This is a genomic window from Actinomycetes bacterium (assembly GCA_035489715.1).
In the GTDB taxonomy this organism is placed as follows: domain Bacteria; phylum Actinomycetota; class Actinomycetes; order JACCUZ01; family JACCUZ01; genus DATHAP01.
Genome location: DATHAP010000091.1, coordinates 15,865 through 31,924 on the forward strand (window position 1 = coordinate 15,865; position 16,060 = coordinate 31,924).

General features: G+C 74.2%; 20 protein-coding genes. 13 read left to right on the forward strand and 7 right to left on the reverse strand.

The genetic code is table 11. The features are described from left to right. Positions 1-15 precede the first annotated feature (15 nt). The 6 genes from folE to VK640_07435 all read left to right on the forward strand — a co-directional run bounded on the left by folE (position 16) and on the right by VK640_07435 (position 3,354). Positions 16-621 (forward strand): GTP cyclohydrolase I FolE, encoded by a 606-nt coding sequence (folE, locus tag VK640_07410; GenBank protein ID HTE73011.1) that lies wholly within the window; start codon positions 16-18, stop codon positions 619-621. 79 nt (positions 622-700) lie between these two features. Then, positions 701-1,510 (forward strand): dihydropteroate synthase, encoded by an 810-nt coding sequence (gene folP / locus VK640_07415; protein ID HTE73012.1) that lies wholly within the window; start codon positions 701-703, stop codon positions 1,508-1,510. Further along, the gene (locus tag VK640_07420) at positions 1,507-1,974 is read left to right on the forward strand and encodes a nuclear transport factor 2 family protein (GenBank protein HTE73013.1); all 468 of its coding nucleotides are present in this window, start codon (positions 1,507-1,509) and stop codon (positions 1,972-1,974) included. The genes folP and VK640_07420 overlap by 4 nt, the downstream gene beginning before the upstream one ends. After that, entirely contained in the window at positions 1,971-2,339 is a 369-nt protein-coding gene (folB, locus tag VK640_07425; GenBank protein HTE73014.1) for a dihydroneopterin aldolase, read from the forward strand. The genes VK640_07420 and folB overlap by 4 nt, the downstream gene beginning before the upstream one ends. Continuing rightward, positions 2,336-2,872: a 2-amino-4-hydroxy-6-hydroxymethyldihydropteridine diphosphokinase gene (folK, locus tag VK640_07430; GenBank protein ID HTE73015.1), complete on the forward strand. Its 537-nt coding sequence runs from the start codon at positions 2,336-2,338 to the stop codon at positions 2,870-2,872. The genes folB and folK overlap by 4 nt, the downstream gene beginning before the upstream one ends. Continuing rightward, positions 2,869-3,354 (forward strand): DUF3180 domain-containing protein, encoded by a 486-nt coding sequence (locus VK640_07435; GenBank protein HTE73016.1) that lies wholly within the window; start codon positions 2,869-2,871, stop codon positions 3,352-3,354. The genes folK and VK640_07435 overlap by 4 nt, the downstream gene beginning before the upstream one ends. A 174-nt stretch (positions 3,355-3,528) precedes the next feature. Here the strand turns inward: VK640_07435 and VK640_07440 are convergent, their stop codons facing one another. Genes VK640_07440 through VK640_07455 form a run of 4 tightly spaced genes read right to left on the reverse strand, consistent with a single transcriptional unit; the run spans position 3,529 to position 6,758 of the window. Beyond that, positions 3,529-3,771 (reverse strand): hypothetical protein, encoded by a 243-nt coding sequence (locus VK640_07440; protein ID HTE73017.1) that lies wholly within the window; start codon positions 3,769-3,771, stop codon positions 3,529-3,531. A gap of 16 nt (positions 3,772-3,787) precedes the next feature. Then, a complete protein-coding gene (locus VK640_07445) occupies positions 3,788-4,840 on the reverse strand; it encodes a DNA polymerase IV (GenBank protein ID HTE73018.1) in 1,053 nt (350 codons plus the stop codon). Between the two features lie 5 nt (positions 4,841-4,845). Beyond that, positions 4,846-5,607 carry a sulfite exporter TauE/SafE family protein gene (locus tag VK640_07450; protein HTE73019.1) on the reverse strand — a complete coding sequence of 254 codons (762 nt, stop codon included), beginning with the start codon at positions 5,605-5,607 and terminating at the stop codon, positions 4,846-4,848. Next, positions 5,604-6,758 carry a betaine/proline/choline family ABC transporter ATP-binding protein gene (locus tag VK640_07455; protein HTE73020.1) on the reverse strand — a complete coding sequence of 385 codons (1,155 nt, stop codon included), beginning with the start codon at positions 6,756-6,758 and terminating at the stop codon, positions 5,604-5,606. Before VK640_07455 ends, VK640_07450 begins: the two co-directional genes overlap by 4 nt. Before the next feature lie 59 nt (positions 6,759-6,817). On the opposite strand from VK640_07455, the gene VK640_07460 reads away from it, so the two are divergent. From VK640_07460 to VK640_07470, 3 genes are all read left to right on the forward strand, one after another. Further along, entirely contained in the window at positions 6,818-7,495 is a 678-nt protein-coding gene (locus VK640_07460) for an ABC transporter permease (protein ID HTE73021.1), read from the forward strand. A 26-nt stretch (positions 7,496-7,521) separates the two neighbouring features. Further along, positions 7,522-8,235, forward strand: a complete 714-nt coding sequence (locus tag VK640_07465) for an ABC transporter permease (GenBank protein ID HTE73022.1) — start codon at positions 7,522-7,524, stop codon at positions 8,233-8,235. Between the two features lie 213 nt (positions 8,236-8,448). Next, positions 8,449-9,450, forward strand: coding sequence for a glycine betaine ABC transporter substrate-binding protein (locus VK640_07470; GenBank protein HTE73023.1), 1,002 nt, complete (start codon positions 8,449-8,451; stop codon positions 9,448-9,450). A gap of 16 nt (positions 9,451-9,466) precedes the next feature. Here the strand turns inward: VK640_07470 and VK640_07475 are convergent, their stop codons facing one another. Continuing rightward, positions 9,467-10,102, reverse strand: coding sequence for a DUF1684 domain-containing protein (locus VK640_07475; protein ID HTE73024.1), 636 nt, complete (start codon positions 10,100-10,102; stop codon positions 9,467-9,469). Between the two features lie 84 nt (positions 10,103-10,186). On the opposite strand from VK640_07475, the gene VK640_07480 reads away from it, so the two are divergent. Beyond that, a complete protein-coding gene (locus VK640_07480; protein HTE73025.1) occupies positions 10,187-10,792 on the forward strand; it encodes a hypothetical protein in 606 nt (201 codons plus the stop codon). Between the two features lie 141 nt (positions 10,793-10,933). Here VK640_07480 and VK640_07485 read toward each other — a convergent pair whose 3' ends face one another. Continuing rightward, positions 10,934-12,106, reverse strand: coding sequence for an NADH-quinone oxidoreductase subunit D (locus VK640_07485; GenBank protein ID HTE73026.1), 1,173 nt, complete (start codon positions 12,104-12,106; stop codon positions 10,934-10,936). A 102-nt stretch (positions 12,107-12,208) separates the two neighbouring features. On the opposite strand from VK640_07485, the gene VK640_07490 reads away from it, so the two are divergent. The 3 genes from VK640_07490 to VK640_07500 are packed head-to-tail and all read left to right on the forward strand — an operon-like array spanning position 12,209 to position 15,400. Further along, entirely contained in the window at positions 12,209-12,694 is a 486-nt protein-coding gene (locus VK640_07490; GenBank protein HTE73027.1) for a PH domain-containing protein, read from the forward strand. Between the two features lie 2 nt (positions 12,695-12,696). Continuing rightward, the gene (locus VK640_07495; protein HTE73028.1) at positions 12,697-14,064 is read left to right on the forward strand and encodes a PH domain-containing protein; all 1,368 of its coding nucleotides are present in this window, start codon (positions 12,697-12,699) and stop codon (positions 14,062-14,064) included. A 43-nt stretch (positions 14,065-14,107) separates the two neighbouring features. Further along, positions 14,108-15,400 (forward strand): cytochrome P450, encoded by a 1,293-nt coding sequence (locus tag VK640_07500; protein HTE73029.1) that lies wholly within the window; start codon positions 14,108-14,110, stop codon positions 15,398-15,400. A gap of 282 nt (positions 15,401-15,682) precedes the next feature. Here VK640_07500 and VK640_07505 read toward each other — a convergent pair. After that, a partial coding sequence (locus VK640_07505; GenBank protein ID HTE73030.1) for an SAM-dependent methyltransferase occupies positions 15,683-16,060 on the reverse strand: 378 nt, incomplete at its 5' end.

A 16,060-nucleotide genomic window follows, 5' to 3' on the forward strand; every position in this document is an offset into this window, starting at 1 on the left:
GGTGTTGACGCAGCGTTGACCGACCCGGACGGGCCGGGCGTCGAGCGCGAGTGCACCTACGACCACGACGGCGTACGTCGCGCGACGCGTGACCTGCTGGTCGCGATCGGTGAGGACCCCGACCGCGACGGCCTGCGCGAGACCCCCGAGCGGGTGGCCCGGGCCTTCCGGGAGATCTTCGCCGGCCTCTGGCAGGAGCCCGAGGACGTCCTGACCACGACCTTCGACCTCGGCCACGACGAGATGGTGCTGGTCAAGGACATCGAGGTGCGCTCGATGTGCGAGCACCACCTGGTGCCCTTCGCCGGCGTCGCGCACGTCGGCTACATCCCGTCGCCGGAGGGCCGGATCACCGGGCTGTCCAAGCTGGCCCGGCTGGTCGACGTCTATGCCCGCCGGCCGCAGGTGCAGGAGCGCATGACGACCCAGGTGGCCGACGCGCTGATGCGGATCCTGGAGCCGCGGGGCGCGATCGTCGTTGTCGAGTGCGAGCACCTGTGCATGTCGATGCGCGGCATTCGCAAGCCGGGCGCCACGACGGTCACCTCGGCGGTGCGTGGCCAGCTGCGCGACCCGACGACCCGGGCCGAGGCGATGAGCCTCATCGTGGCCCGGCGGTGACCGCCAGGTGGCATCGGCGGTGACGCCGGCCGCACCGGCCGGGTTGCCCGCACACCTCGACACCGGCCGCACCCTGGTGATGGGCGTCGTCAACGTCACGCCCGACTCGTTCTCCGACGGCGGCGACTACCTCACGGCCGACGCGGCGGTCGAGCACGGGCTGGCCCTGGTGGCCGAGGGCGCCGACCTGGTCGACGTCGGTGGCGAGTCGACGCGGCCCGGCGCGCAGCGGGTCGACGGGGCCGAGGAGCTGCGGCGCGTGCTGCCGGTCGTGCGCGCCCTGGCGGACGCCGGCGTCGTCGTCAGCATCGACACGATGCGCGCGCGGGTCGCCGCACAGGCCCTCGAGGCCGGTGCCGCAGTGGTCAACGACGTGAGCGGCGGTCTCGCCGACGGGGGCATGGCACGGGTGGTCGCCGAGTCCCCGGTGCCGTACGTCGCCATGCATTGGCGGGGGCACAGCGCCGGGATGGCGGCCCTCGCGCACTACGACGACGTCGTGCCCGAGGTGACCGCCGAGCTGCGCGCCCGCCTCGACGCGCTGGTCGCGGCCGGGGTCGACGAGCAGCGGGTGGTGCTCGATCCCGGCCTCGGCTTCGCCAAGGACGCCCAGCACAACTGGTCGCTGCTCGCGGCGCTCGACCAGGTCGCCCGCCTCGGCCGCCCGCTGCTGGTCGGCGCGTCGCGCAAGGGCTTCCTCGGCGCACTGCTGGCCGACGCGCACGGCGAGCTGCGACCGGTCGAGGAGCGCGACGTCGCGACCGCCGTCCTGTCCGCGCTCGTCGCCGACCGCGACGACGTCTGGGCGGTGCGGGTCCATGCCGCGCGACCGACCGCGGACGCCCTGCGGGTCGTGCGCGCGCTGCGATCTGCGAGGGTCGACCAGTGAACGACCAGCCCGACCAGAGCCAACCGCGGGCCGGCGACGTCGAGGCGGTGCGTGCCGCGAACACCGCGCTCTACGACGCCTTCGAGACCGGCGACATAGACCTGATGACCGCGGTCTGGCTCGAGGACTCGGCCGCCGAGGTCGTCACCTGCGTGCACCCCGGGTGGGCGCCGCTGCACGGCACCGGCCCGGTGCTGCGCTCATGGTCGATGATCATGGCCAACACGTCGTACATCCAGTTCGTGCTGACCGACGTGACGGTCTCGGTCACCGGCGACACGGCGGTCGTGACCTGCGGCGAGAACATGCTCACCGGCATGCCCTCGACGCCGGCCGACCCGTCGCCGGGACTGGCCGGCGGGAGAGCGGTCGCGACCAACGTGTTCCGCCGCACCGCCGCAGGCTGGCGGCTGTGGGTGCATCACGCCTCCCCGGTGCTCGCGGCGCAGGAGGTGGACGGGTGACCGAGGGCAGTGACCGCATCGTCCTGCGCGGTCTGCGGGGACACGGCTTCCACGGCGTGTACGACGCCGAGCGCTCGACCGGGCAGCTCTTCGTCGTCGACGTCGAGCTGGCGCTGGACCTTCGGCCCGCCGCAGGGAGCGACGACGTCACCGACACGGTCGACTACGGGCGGCTCGCCGAGCAGGTGCTGGCCGTCGTCGTGGGCGAGCCGGTGGCGTTGGTCGAGACGCTGGCCCAGCGGGTCGCGGACGTCTGCCTGGCCGATCCTCGAGTGGTCGAGGCGGCCGTCACGGTGCACAAGCCGGAGGCGCCCATCACCGTCCCGTTCGACGACGTGGCCGTCACGATCGTGCGCAGCCGGTGAGCGGCGATCAGGGCGGACCGGCCGCACGACGGCACCGGTCGGTCCTCGCGCTCGGCAGCAACCAGGGCGACCGGGCGGGCATCCTCCAGGGTGCGGTCGAGGAGTTGGCCGGCACACCGGGGCTGACCGTCGTGGCGGTCTCGCCGGTCTACGAGACCGCCCCGGTCGGCGGGCCGGACCAGCCCGACTACCTCAACGCGGTCGTGCTCGTCGAGGGCGCGCTCGGCCCACGGGAGCTGCTCGAGCGGTCTCTCGCGGTGGAGGCAGCGTTCGGCCGGGCGCGTGAGGTGCGGTGGGGCCCGCGGACGCTGGACGTCGACGTGGTCGTCGTCGGCGACCTCCGGGTGGCCGAGCCGGACCTCGCGGTGCCCCACCCGCGAGCCGCGGAGCGGGCCTTCGTCCTCGTGCCATGGCTCGACGTCGACCCCGCCGCGCAGGTGCCGGGGCGGGGTCGGGTCGCCGACCTGCTCGCCGCCGTGGACCGGTCCGGCGTCCGGCGGCGCGCGGACCTGGTGCTCGAGGTGCCTGCATGAGGCCGACCCGGGTGTCCACCCTCGTTGCGTTGCTCGCCGTGGTGACGGCGGTCGTCTGGGGCATGCTGCGGGTCGCCGACCGCCACGGCACGAGCCTGCCCGACCTCGACTGGCTGGCCCCGGTCGGGATCATCGTGCTCGCGGTCGCCGTTCTGGTCAGCTGGGTCGCACTCCGTTCCCGGCTGCGCAGCGACCGGCTGCCCAACCCGCTCGGCGTGGCCAGGATGGCGGTGCTCGGGAAGGCGAGCGCGCACGTCGGGCCGATCGTGGGCGGTTTCTACCTCGGCTACCTGCTCCTCCTGCTGCCCGGCGTCGACGTGGTCAGCCGCCGCGAGCGCGCGGTCATCGCCGTCGTAGCGCTCGCCGGCGCTGCTCTGCTCACGGTCGCCGGGCTGCTCCTGGAGCGGGCCTGCCGGATCCGCGGCGGGGACGAGGGTCCGGACCTGCCGGGGGACCTGGACGACCCGGCGCACCGCCTCTGACCGCGCGGCCGGCGAGCTCACCGGATGCTCGGCGGGGGGCCGATCTTGGCGAGCGCCCCCGTCGTGAGGGCCTCTCCGCGGAGATGCGGCGGCGCCGGTGCCGGGCGACGTCGTACGGGCGGGCGGAGCGGGCGGGTGGGGCGAGGCGCATGGCAATTCCTTCCGGTTGGTGGGTCAGGGGACCCGGGCGAGGGTCTGGACGAGGGTGAAGGTGGTTCCTCCCGCATCCGGGCGGGGCGAGCTCGGCCTCCGCGGCGCGGCGCAGGTCGGCCAGCTCGGGGCCGGGGACGACGTCGCGCAGGTGCGGCTCGAGGATCGGCTGAAGGCGATCGGCAGCGCGAGGTAGGGGTGACCGGGCTCGAGCCGGATCGTGTCGTGCAGCACGGCGACGTCGAGGCCGGCCGCCCGCGCGGTCACCGGGTGGAGCGGGGTCCTACGACGGTGGCGCGAGCTCGGCACGCAGCCCGACCAGCCGCACCGGCCGGTCGTCGTCGAAGTCCGCCAGGGCCTCGAGTGCTGCGGCCTCGATCAGGGCGGCCTCGCCGGTCGGCTGCGGCAACGTACGGCCATGGGACCGGGTGCGGAACGACCGCCACCGGACCGTCACCACGACCCGCACCGCCGGCCGTCCCTCGGCCGCGACGTCGGCGGTGACGACCGGCACCAGGGCGAGCAGCTCCCGGCGCACGTCGGCCCGGTCGGTGAGGTCCTCCTGGAAGGTCACCTGACGTCCCCGGCTTCGCGCCACCCAGGGGGTGTCGACCACCTTCGACGGGTCATGGCCGGTGGCCCGGCGGACCAGCCACGGGCCGGTCGCCGGGCCGAAGCGGCGGGCCAGCGCATCGGGGTCGCCCGCCGCCAGCTCGCGGACCGTGGTGATCCCGAGGCCGGCGAGCTTGGCCGCCGTCTTCGCGCCGATGCCCCACAGCGCGTCGGTCGGCCGGTCGCCCATCACCTGCCACCAGGTGTCGTGGGTGAGGCGGAAGACGCCGGCCGGCTTGCCGAAGTCGGTGGCGAGCTTGGCCTGCAAGGGGTTCTGGCCGATGCCGACGCTGCAGTCGAGACCGGTCGCCTCACGGACCCGCTGCTGCACGGTGCGGGCCACGACCTCGGGGTCGTCGGTGTCGGCGGCGACGAAGGCCTCGTCCCACCCGAGCACCTCGACGACGGCGCGGCCCGCGACTTCCTGCACGGTGCGCGCCAGGGTGGCCATCACCACCGTCGAGATCTCCTCGTAGTAGGGCTTGTCGACCGGGAGGAAGACCGCGTCGGGGCAGCGCTTGGCGGCGGTGCGCAGCGGCACGCCGGAGCGCACGCCGTGCTCCCTCGCCTCGTACGACGCGGTGCTCACGACGCCACGCTTGGTCGGGTCGCCGTCGCCCCCGACGACGACCGGCCGGCCGGCCAGCTCGGGGTGGCGGAGCAGCTCGGCAGCGGCGAGGAACTGGTCGAGGTCCACGTGCAGGACCCAGCGCTGCGTCGCCACGCCGGTCAACCGTAGGCGTCTGCGGCCAGCTTCGCCGCGACCACGAGCCCGGCGACCGAGATGAAGAGTCGGAGCGGCCCGGCCGGGGCGCGCCGGACGATGCTCGGACCGAGCCGGCCGCCGACGAAGAACCCCACGCCGATCGGCACCGCCGCCGCCCAGTCGACCGGGCCGGCGACGACGAACCACAGCGCGGCCACGGCGTTGGCGGCGAAGAGCAGCACGTTCTTGAGGGCGATCAGCCGCGGCAGCGGCTGGGCGGAGGTCTGGGTCAGCACCGCCAGCATCATCACCCCTGCCGCGGCGCCGAAGTAGCCGCCGTAGAGCGAGGCCAGCAGGATGCCGACCACCTGCGCGACCTCGGTGCCGCGGCCGGTCGCGACGTCGAGATGGGCGCGCGGCCGGGCGAGCACGGCGAGCGCGGCGCCGCCGATGAGAAAGGGCACCAGCTTCTCGAAGGTCGTGGACGGCGTCACGAGCAGCAGCGCGGCGCCGGCGAGGCCACCGACGACGGAGGTGACGCCGAGGCGGCGCAGGGCGGGCGTCTGACCGCGCAGCTCTGGGCCGGAGCCGAGGGTGGATCCCACGCCGGCGAAGGTGATGCCGACGGTGTTCGTGACGTTGGCCGCGACGGGGGACAGGCCGACGGCGAGCAGGGAGGGGTAGCTGACGATCGAGGCCAGCCCCGCGACGCTGCCCACCAGACCTGCGGCGAGGCCGGCCACGACGAGCAGGGCTCCATCGAGGAGCGTGACGTCGCCCGTCACGCCGACGGGACGGTCTCCAGGTCCACGCTGTCCCGCGCGACGCCCTGCAGGTCGGACTCCACGGAGCGGCGCAGCGCCTCGTGCAGGGTCGTCGGCGTGAGCACGCCGAGGTAGCGGTCGCCGTCGAGCACCGCGACCCAGCCGGCGTCGTGCTGCAGCATCTCGGAGAACGCGGCCTTGAGCGTCGAGCCGACCGGGACCCAGGCCTCCATGCGCCGGGCCCGTTCCGCCACCGTGCCGTCGCCGGACTCGGTCGCCGCCACCCAGCCGTGCAGGCCGTCGCGGTCGTCGAGCACGACGCCCCACCGCGCGTCGGCGCTGCGCAGCGAGGAGGTCGCCTCGGCGATCCGGTCGTCGAGGTGGACGACCGGCGGGTGGTCGAGGTCGTCGACGTCGATCGTGGTCACCGAGAGCCGCTTGAGGCCGCGGTCGCTGCCGACGAAGCTGCGCACGAAGTCGGTGGCAGGGGCGCCCAGGATGCGCGGCGGTGCGTCGTACTGCTCGAGGTGGCCACCGTCGCGGAACACCGCGATCCGGTCGCCGAGCCTCACCGCCTCGTCGAGGTCGTGGGTGACGAACAGCACGGTCTTGCGGACCTCGCGCTGCAGCCGGACGAACTCGGCCTGCAGCCGGTCGCGCACGATCGGGTCGACGGCCCCGAAAGGCTCGTCCATGAGCAGCACCGGAGGGTCCGCGGCCAGGGCCCGGGCCACGCCGACCCGCTGGCGCTGCCCGCCGGAGAGCTGGTGCGGGTAGCGCTTGGCGAAGCGCTCCGGGTCCAGGCCGACGAGCTCGAGCAGCTCGCCCACCCGTGACCGGACCCGCTTCTTGTCCCAGCCGAGCAGTCGCGGCACCGTCGCCACGTTGGTCGCGACGTCCTGGTGCGGGAAGAGCCCGGTCTGCTGGATGACGTAGCCCATCCGGCGTCGCAGCTGCACCGGGTCGGTGTGGGTGACGTCCTCGCCCTGCAGCAGGATGCGGCCGGTCGTGGGCTCGATCAGCCGGTTGACCATCTTCAGCGTGGTCGACTTGCCGCAGCCAGACGGTCCGACGAGCACGACGAGCTCGCCCTCGGGCACGTCGAGGTCGAGCTCATGGACGGCCACGGTGCCGTCCTCGTAGCGCTTCCCGACTCCGTCGAGTCGGATCATCGGATCGTGGGTAGCGTCCACCCGTGCCCTTCCTGTCCGGAGCGTCTGCGTCTCATCCTGTGTTGGCCGCGGGGGAGGCGGCTAACCCATGGTTCTCCTGGGAGTACGTGCAGGACAACCGGGGGGACCTCGAGCAGGCTCTGGTCGACCACGTGCTGCTGACCGTCGAGACGGTGCTCGTCGCGATGCTGATCGCCTTCCCGCTCGCCGTCCTCTCCTACCGCTACCGGTGGCTGGCCGGCCCGGTCCTCGGCGTCACCGGTGTCCTCTACACCATCCCGTCACTGGCCCTCTTCGCCTTCATCGCCCCGATGGACGCGTTCGGGCTGACCCGGCGGACCGTGCTGTTCGGACTGGTGATCTACGCCCTGCTCGTCCTGGTGCGCAACACGCTCACCGGCCTGCAGGGCGTGCCGCCCGACGTGCGGGAGGCGGCCGCCGGCATGGGCTACGGCCGGACCCGCATGCTGTGGCAGGTCGAGGTGCCCGTGGCGCTCCCGTCGATCATGGCCGGCGTCCGGGTGGCCACGGTCTCGACGGTTGCGCTGGTCACCGTCGGCGTCGTGGTCGGCTACGGCGGGCTGGGCGGGCTGATCCTGCGCGGCTTCCAGAACAACACCTACAAGGCCGAGATCATGACGGCGTCGCTGCTGACGGTGGCGCTGGGCCTGGCCTTCGACGTCCTGCTCGCCGGGGCGACGAGGCTGATGACCCCCTGGGCGAGGAGGCGCTCGTGAGCCTCGCCGCGGTCGTGCCGGTGCCGATGAGCACGCTCGGCGACGCCATCGTCTGGCTCAACGACCCGCTCAACTACGAGGGCAAGACGGGGGTGCCCTACCTGACCTACGAGCACCTCTACATCTCCGGCTTCGCGGTCTTCTTCGCCGCGCTCGTCGCGCTGCCGCTGGCGCTGGTCCTCGGACACCTGGGCCGTGGCGGCGGGTTCACCGTCGTCGTGTCCAACGTCTCACGGGCGATCCCGACCCTGGCGCTTCTCACCATCTTCGCCTCGACGGCGATCGGCTTCGGCAACCGGGCGACGATCATCGCGCTGGCGCTGTTCGCCATCCCCGCGTTGCTGACCAACGCCTACGTCGGCGTGCGCGAGGTCGACCCGGACGTGGTGGAGGCCGCGCGGGGCATGGGCATGTCCGGCTCCGCCGTGCTGCTGCGGGTCGAGCTGCCGTTGGCCGTCCCGCTGATCGCAGCCGGCTTCCGCACCGCCTCGGTGCAGGTCGTCGCGACCGCCACCCTCGCGGCTCTCGTCGGCGGCGGCGGGCTGGGTCGGATCATCACCGACGGGTTCGGCCAGCAGGACCGGCCGCAGATCCTGGCCGGCGGCATCCTGGTGGCGCTGCTGGCGCTGCTCACCGAGGGCACCCTCGCGCTGGTCCAGCACGCCGTCACGCCCGGACGCCAGCGCCGCCCCCTGCGGCGCGGCCGCGGCGCGGTGCGGACGGCCGCCGACCCGGCCTGAGCGCGTCTCCGGAGCCGGACCGCGGCGTCGTGACCGCGCATCCGCTCCGGAGGGGACGTCGCGGCCTTTCGTGACCGGTCCGTGATCCGGCCTCCGGTTGCAACTGTCACACCCGGCGGTCAGGGTGGAGGCTGCGGGTCCGTTCCGTGGCCCGCCAGACACGCGCCGACGCGGACGGACCGCGGCGGCGGGACACAGAAGGCGGGGCACCACATGCGCACGCGCACGTTCGCACTCGTCGGAGTGCTGCTCCTCTCCCTCGCGCTCACGGCGTGCGGCGACAGCGGCTCCTCCGGCACCAAGGCCAAGGCGACCTCCAGCAGCACAGCGGGCGGCAAGGCCGACTGCGCACCGGTCGCCGGCGACCAGCTCGTCGTGCTCGAGGACGACCAGGAGCTGCAGACGGTCGACAACATCATCCCGGCGGTCAACGCGGAGTCGTCGTCCGACGCCCTGCTCGAGGCGCTCAACTCGGTCTCGGACGCGCTGGACACCGACACCCTGATCTCGCTGAACAAGCAGACCGACGTCGACCGAGAGACCTCGCCCAACGTCGCCAAGCAGTTCGTCGAGGACGAGGGTCTCGCCGACGGCCTCTCCGGCGGGGAGGGCAAGATCGTGGTCGGCCACGCCAACTTCTCGGAGAACGCCACGCTGGGCAACATCTATGCCGAGGTGCTCGACGCGGCCGGCTTCGACGCGAGCGTCAAGCAGCTCGGCAACCGCGAGGTCTACCTGCCGGCGCTGGAGAAGGGCACCATCGACGTCATCCCGGAGTACGCGGGCACGCTGACCGAGACGCTCAACAAGGCGCTGAACGGCCCTGAGGCCGAGCCGGTGGCCAGCGGCGACCTGGACGCGACCGTCGAGGGGCTCACCGACCTGGGGGAGCAGGTCGGCCTCGTCTTCGGCGAGCCGTCCGAGGCGGAAGACGTCAACTCGTTCGCCGTGACCACCGGGTTCGCCGACGAGCACGGTGTCGAGACGCTGTCCGACCTGGCCGAGGAGTGCGGTTCCGGCCTCGTCCTCGGCGGCCCGCCGGAGTGCCCGGAGCGGCCGTTCTGCCAGCCCGGTCTCGAGGACACCTACGGCCTGGCGATCGACAGCTTCTCGTCCCTCGACGCCGGCGGCCCGCTCACCAAGACCGCGCTGCAGCAGGGCAAGATCTCGGTCGGCCTGGTCTTCTCCTCCGACGCGGCCCTCGCCTCCTCGTAGGGGCGACCGCCAGCGGTCAGTCGACCCGCACGGGATACAGCTCGCCGCCCCGCACCGGGGCGGCGAGCGTGTTCCCGGGCTGGGCCAGCGGGCACATCCACGCCGGGTCGTAGGCGCAGGACGGGTTGTAGGCGAAGTTCAGGTCGACGACCAGGCTGCCGCGCCCGGTGGCCAGGTCGATCTCGCCGCCCAGGTCGGCGCCCTTGACGGTGTCGACCAGGTAGCGCCCCGCGCCGTACGTCTCGCGCCCGGCCAGGCCGTCCTTGACCGGCACGAAGACGCCGCCGCCGTAGGAGTCGAGCCACCACACGTCCAGGTCGCCCGGCACCGGTCCGTCGGCCGGCAGGTGCAGCACGCCGAAGCGCTCGAAGGGCACGACGCCGTCGGTGGCGGTCGGCACCTCGAGGCGGTGCGGCTCGACGTCGGGATCCACCTCGAGGACGAAACGCAGGGCCGGGTCGTACGGCGCCACCCGGGCACCCGTGAAGGCGTCCCGGTCCTCGGGAAGAAGCGGCGAGCTGGGGTGGTGGGCCAGCAGGTGGTCCCGCCCGGTCCGCCACAGCTCGTGGCCGGCCGCCGGGTCCGGCTCGGCCCGGACGCCGGCATAGAGCGCGGCGACGGAGCGCCGCCAGTCCAGCAGCGTGATGCTCATGTGACTCCCGTGACTAGCGTTGCTGATGATGCCTATGGGCGTGTTGCCACCATCTGAGGCTCCGACCGGCGTACCGTCCGGCTCATGTCACCGGGACGGCACCGTAGGCCTCGTCGCTTCGTCGTGTGGGGGCGGGCCCTCTCCGGCGCGGTGGGCGGCTCGCTCGGCCGCCTCTTCCGGTCCAGCCAGAAGGCCCGGCTGGCCGCCCTCGATGCCGAGGTCGTCGCCCTGCGGGTGACCGTCGCGCAGATGCGCGAGGCGGTCGCCGCCGCGGAGGCCACCGCCACGACCCTGGCCTTCGACCTGACCGCCACCCGCGGCGAGCTGTCCGCCACCCGCGAGCAGCTGGCCACGACCCGCGACCAGCTGACCGCCCCGGCGCACGGCCCCGCCGCCATGCCGGTGGCCGACCCGCCGGTCGCCCTCGAGCTGCCCCTCGTCCGGCTCGCCCTGGCCCGCACGGCCGGGCGCACCCTGGATCGCGAGATGGCGGCCGCCCTCGCCAGCGCGGACCGCTCGCCCGACACCGCACGCACCGAGATCGTGCTCTCCGACCTGCCCGAGCGCACCTTGCTCGACCCGGCCACCGACCGCGGGTCCGAGCCCGCCGACCCGGCCGCCGAGGTCGCCGCGGCCGCCACGACCGCCGACGCCGGCTCGGCCGGCCGGGAGACCCGCCGCATCGCCTGAGCCACCTGCAGCCCCGCTCACCCGCTCGACTGTGCGCTGCGGCACCGGACACGCCGACGGACCGGTGTGTCGGCGCACAGTCGATCATTCGCTGCTTGTCGACGTCGCCGACCGCGCTACTTGACGACGTCGCCGACCACATCATTTGTCGACGTCGCCGACCACGAAGAACGTCGACCCCAGGATCGCCACCATGTCGGCCACCAGCGTCCCGGGCAGCAGCTCGGTCAGCACCTGCACGTTGTTGAACGACGCCGAGCGAAGCTTGAGCCGCCACGGCGTCTTCTCGCCCCGGGACACCAGGTAGTAGCCGTTGAGGCCCAGCGGGTTCTCGGTCCACGCGTAGGTCGACCCCTCGGGGACCTTGAGCACCTTGGGCAGCCGGGTGGTCACCGGTCCCGGCGGCAGCGCAGCCAGCCGGTCGAGGCACGCGTCGGCCAGGTCGAGCGACGCCCGCAGCTGCCCGTGCAGCACCTGGAAGCGGGCCAGGCAGTCGCCCTCGGTCCGGGTGACGACCGGCACGTCCAGCTCGCCGTAGGCCAGGTACGGCTCGTCCCGGCGCAGATCCATGTCCAGCCCGGAGGCGCGGGCGATGGGTCCGCTGACGCCGTACGCCCTCACGAGCTCGGGTGGGAGCACCCCGACACCACGCGTCCGGGCCCGGAAGATCTCGTTGCCCAGGATGAGGTTCTCGATGTCGGGCAACCGTCGACGCACCTCGTGCACCGCGGTGCGCGCCCGGCCGGTCCAGCCGGCCGGCAGCTCCTCCTTGAGCCCGCCCACCCGGTTGAACATGTAGTGCATGCGGCCGCCGGAGAGCTCCTCCATGACGGCCTGCACGGTCTCGCGCTCACGGAAGGCGTAGAAGATCGGCGTGATCGCGCCGACCTCGAGCGGGTAGCTGCCGAGGAACATCAGGTGGTTGAGCACCCGGTTGAGCTCGGCCAGAAGCGTCCGGACCCAGGTCGCGCGGACCGGCACCTCCATGCCGAGCATCCGCTCGGCCGCAAGGACGACCCCCAGCTCGTTGGCGAACGCCGACAGCCAGTCGTGCCGGTTGGCCAGCACGATGATCTGCCGGTAGTCGCGGACCTCGAAGAGCTTCTCGGCGCCGCGGTGCATGTAGCCGACGATCGGCTCGGCGGCGAGGATGCGCTCGCCGTCGAGGGTGAGCCGGAGCCGCAGCACACCGTGCGTCGCGGGGTGCTGCGGCCCGATGTTGAGGACCATGTCCTGGGTGGCGAGCCGGTCGCCCGCCACCTCGGCCGCCCCCGCGCCGAGACCGACGGTGCGCTCGACCGGGCCGGTGCTCATCGGCGCCGAGTCTGCCAGCCGTGCCGCGCAGTCGGGAAGCGCCACGACACCATGCGGGGCGCGGCCCGGCGCGGAGGAGGGCCGGTGGGTAGCGTCGGCCCCGTGAGCGAGCCCTTCGACCCGCCCGGTGAGCCCTGGGTGCGGGTGTCCCCGCGCCTGGCGACGGTGCGCCGGATCGGCCTGCTCGTCGTGTGGGTGCCGCTGGGCGTGCTGCTCGCAGTCCTGCTCTGGCTGGTCCACGCCTGGCTCGGCGCGCTGGCCGCCCTCGTCGCCCTGCTCGGGCTGGCCTGGGTGTGGGCCGTCGTGGGCCGCACCGTGCGCTCGTGGGGCTACGCGGAGCGGGCCGAGGACCTGCTGGTGACCCGTGGCGTGCTCCGGCGGCAGCTGGTCGTGGTGCCGTACGGCCGGATGCAGTTCGTCGACGTCACCGCCGGGCCGCTGGACCGCCGGTTCGGGCTGGCCACCGTCCAACTGCACACAGCGGCGGCGGCCACCGACGCGTCGATCCCCGGCCTCGTCCCGGCGGAGGCCGCCCGCCTGCGCGACCGGCTGGCCGCCCGCGGCGAGGCAACGGCCGCGGGCCTGTAGCCGTGACTGATGCACCCGAGGCAGCGCCGGACGACGCAGCGGCGGACACCGGCACCTTCCGCCGGCTGCACCCGCTCACCCCGGTGCTTCGCGGGTGGAAGGTGTTCGCCGCCGTCGTCGCCGTCGCCCTGCAGCAGATGTACGGCGACGTGTCGCCCGGCTACCTCTTCCTCGCGATCGCCGCCAGCATCCCGGTCGGCATCGCCTACGGCTGGCTGTCCTGGCGGCGCACGCACTACCGGGTCGGCCGCGACGACCTCCGGCTCGAGACCGGGGTGCTGTTCCGCCGGTCCCGCCAGGTCCGTCTCGACCGGCTGCAGGCCGTCGACGTCGTGCGCCCGCTGGTCGCTCGTGCGCTGGGCCTCGCGGAGCTGCGGCTCGAGGTGGCCGGCGGGTCGTCGTCCGAGGCACCGCTCGCCTACCTGTCCGAGCCGGCCGCGCAGCAGCTGCGGGCCGAGCTGCTCGCCCGCGCCGCCGGGCTCGACCACGGCAGCGACCCGGCACCGGTGGCGCCGGAGCGGGTCCTGCTCACGGTGCCGCTCGGCCGCCTCGTCGAGGCGCAGGCCCGCACCGGGGGGCTGGTCGGCGGGCTGGTGGCGGTGGTGGTGATGGTCGTGGTGGCCGGCGTCAGCGGGGAGGTCACCCTGCTCGGCCTGGCCATCCCGTTCCTGCTCGTCGCGGTGCCGGCCGGGCTGAACGGCGTGGTCGGGCAGTTCGACTTCACGGTGGCCGAGTCGCCGGACGGGCTGCGGCTGCGCCGCGGCCTGCTCGAGACCCGCTCGCAGACTGTGCCGCCCGGCCGCGTGCAGGCGGTGCGGGTCGTCGAGCCGCTGCTGTGGCGCTCCCGCGGCTGGGTGCGGGTCGAGGCCAACGTGGCCGGCTACGTCGGCGACGGGCAGCAGCGGGCCTCCGTCCTCGCCCCGGTCGCGACCCGCGACGAGGCGGCCCGGCTGCTCGCCGTCGTGCTGCCCGGCCTGGACAGCCGCCAGGTGGTTCCGCAGGGCGTCCCGCGCCGCGCCCGCTGGCTGGACCCGCTGCAGTGGCGGTCGCTGGCGGTGGGCAGTGACGACCGGTTCCTCCTGGTACGTCGCGGGCGGTGGCGCCGCGAGACCGACCTGCTGCCGCACGAGAAGGTGCAGAGCGTGCGGGTCAGCCAGGGCGCGGTGCAGCGCCGGCTGCGGCTGGCGACCCTGCACGTGGACACCACGCCGGGCCCGGTGGCCGTCGTGGCGGCGCACCGGGACGCCGCCGACGCGCGGGCGCTGCTCGACGCCGAGGTGGCCGCGGCCCGGGCGGCCCGGGCGGTGGCCCGACCGGATCGCTGGATGCAGCCCCCGTCGGCGCCGGACGGGCCTAGCGTGACCCTGTGAGGACGCTCAGGACGCTGAGGACGCTGAGGACGCTGAGGACGCTGTGAGGCCCCCGCGCCGACGCACCGACGCCGGGCTGGACGACGAGGTCGTCGGCCACGGCGTCTCCTCCGACGCGTCGGAGGTCGCCGACGTCGTGGGCCACGGGGTCCCCTCGTCCGGCCCGGAGCCACTCGACCTCGGCGGCGAGGGTTTCCTCGACGACCCCTATCCGGCGCTGGCCGCGCTGCGCGGGCGGTCGCCCGTCGTGTGGCACGAGCAGACCGGCCAGTGGCTCGCGCTGTCTTACGAGCACGCCAACCAGGTGCTGCGCGACCGCAGGCTGGGTCGGCTCTGGACCGACCGCCAGCCGGCCGACCGGTTCGCCTCCTTCAACGACCTGCACCGCAACCAGATGATGGAGAACGAGCCGCCGGTGCACACCCGGCTGCGCTCCCTGGTCGCCAAGTCCTTTGCCCGCGGCCACGTCGAGCGGCTTCGGCCCCGCGTGGCGCAGATGACGGCCGACCTGCTCGACCAGGTCGACCCCGAGGGCTTCGACCTGATCGGCGACTACGCCGAGCCGCTGCCGGTCGCGGTCGTGGCCGAGCTGCTCGGCGTGCCCGAGGAGGACCGCCACCTGCTGCGGCCCTGGTCCCAGGCGATCGTCGCGATGTACGAGTACGGCCGCACCCCCGAGGCGGAGGAGCGGGCCGTCGCCGCGGCGGTGGAGTTCGCCGCCTACATGCGGGCACTTGCCGACGAACGGCGGGCCCGGCCACGAGAGGACCTGGTCAGCCACCTGGCGGCCGAGGAGCAGGCGGGGGAGCGGCTCACCGGCGACGAGCTGGTCGCTTCGGCGATCCTGCTGCTCAACGCCGGACACGAGGCGTCGGTCAACGGCTTCGGCAACGGCATGGTCGCCCTGCTGGACCACCCCGACGACCTCGCCCGGCTTCGCGCCGAGCCCGACCTCGTCGAGCCGGCCGTGGAGGAGCTGCTGCGCTACGACTCGCCGCTGCAGCTCTTCGAGCGCACCGCCAAGGAGGACGTCGTCGTGGGCGGCGTGACCGTCGAGGCCGGCACCCGCATCGCGGCCCTGCTCGGCTCGGCCAACCGCGACCCGGCGGCCTTCCCGGAGCCGGACCGGCTCGACATCGTCCGCCGGCCCAACCAGCACCTGTCGTTCGGCGCCGGCCTGCACCACTGCCTCGGTGCCCCGCTGGCCCGGATGGAGCTGCAGACGGCGCTGCCGACGCTCCTGACCCGATTCCCCGAGCTGAAACCGGCCGGCAAGCCGGTGCGGCGTCCTACGTTCGTCCTGCGCGGCTACTCGTCGGTGCCGGTCCGCGACTGATCGACCCATGCCGCCTGGTGCACACTGGCCAGGCAGGAATCGCGCATCCGCCTCTCATGCTTCGGCGTGGTCGCGCCGACAATCAGTTATGGCGAGCAGCAGGCCTGCCCTCGATGCCCTCGGACAGCCGGAGCGCCCCGCGCGGCGCCTCGTGCGGGTGCAGCGTCGCGGCCCGAAGCAGCCGCCGGTCGCGCTCGACCTCCGGACTCCCTCCGGGCGCCGGCTGCCCTGGTAGCCGCCGGCGCCCGGAGGACTCAACCCTCCGGCAGTGGGCGCCGACCGTCAGGCGATGGCCTGCTGCAGCCAGCCGAAGCCGCCGAGCCCGCCCGGGTCGGTGAGCTCGGCCGCCTCCCCCGCCCTGGCCAGTGCGGCCAGGTAGCCGGCCGGGTCCCGCTCCGCCTCGGTCCGCCCCGGCCGGGCGCCCCCGACGCCGAGCCCACGCAGGGCTTCTCCCTGCGCGGTAAGGACCGTCGCCGTCGCGCCCGCCGCCTCCCCGGCGCCCGCGCACGCGTCCAGGGCCACGTGCGCGGTCAGGTCGCGTGTCCCGTCCGGCACGGGTGGGACCTGCCGCCCGTTGCGGTACGCCGTCAGCGACCCGGCAGCCGGTCGCGCGGCCCGCTCGTGCGCGTAGTCGACGGCCAGGGTGACGCCGCGGCGTAC

Coding starts and splice junctions, on each gene's coding strand:
- folP (HTE73012.1), top strand. CDS start 701: ATGGGCGTCGTCAACGTCACGCCCGACTCGTTCTCCGACGGCGGCGAC.
- VK640_07435 (HTE73016.1), top strand. CDS start 2,869: ATGAGGCCGACCCGGGTGTCCACCCTCGTTGCGTTGCTCGCCGTGGTG.
- VK640_07455 (HTE73020.1), bottom strand. CDS start 6,758: ATGATCCGACTCGACGGAGTCGGGAAGCGCTACGAGGACGGCACCGTG.
- VK640_07465 (HTE73022.1), top strand. CDS start 7,522: ATGAGCACGCTCGGCGACGCCATCGTCTGGCTCAACGACCCGCTCAAC.
- VK640_07470 (HTE73023.1), top strand. CDS start 8,449: ATGCGCACGCGCACGTTCGCACTCGTCGGAGTGCTGCTCCTCTCCCTC.
- VK640_07475 (HTE73024.1), bottom strand. CDS start 10,102: ATGAGCATCACGCTGCTGGACTGGCGGCGCTCCGTCGCCGCGCTCTAT.
- VK640_07480 (HTE73025.1), top strand. CDS start 10,187: ATGTCACCGGGACGGCACCGTAGGCCTCGTCGCTTCGTCGTGTGGGGG.
- VK640_07485 (HTE73026.1), bottom strand. CDS start 12,106: ATGAGCACCGGCCCGGTCGAGCGCACCGTCGGTCTCGGCGCGGGGGCG.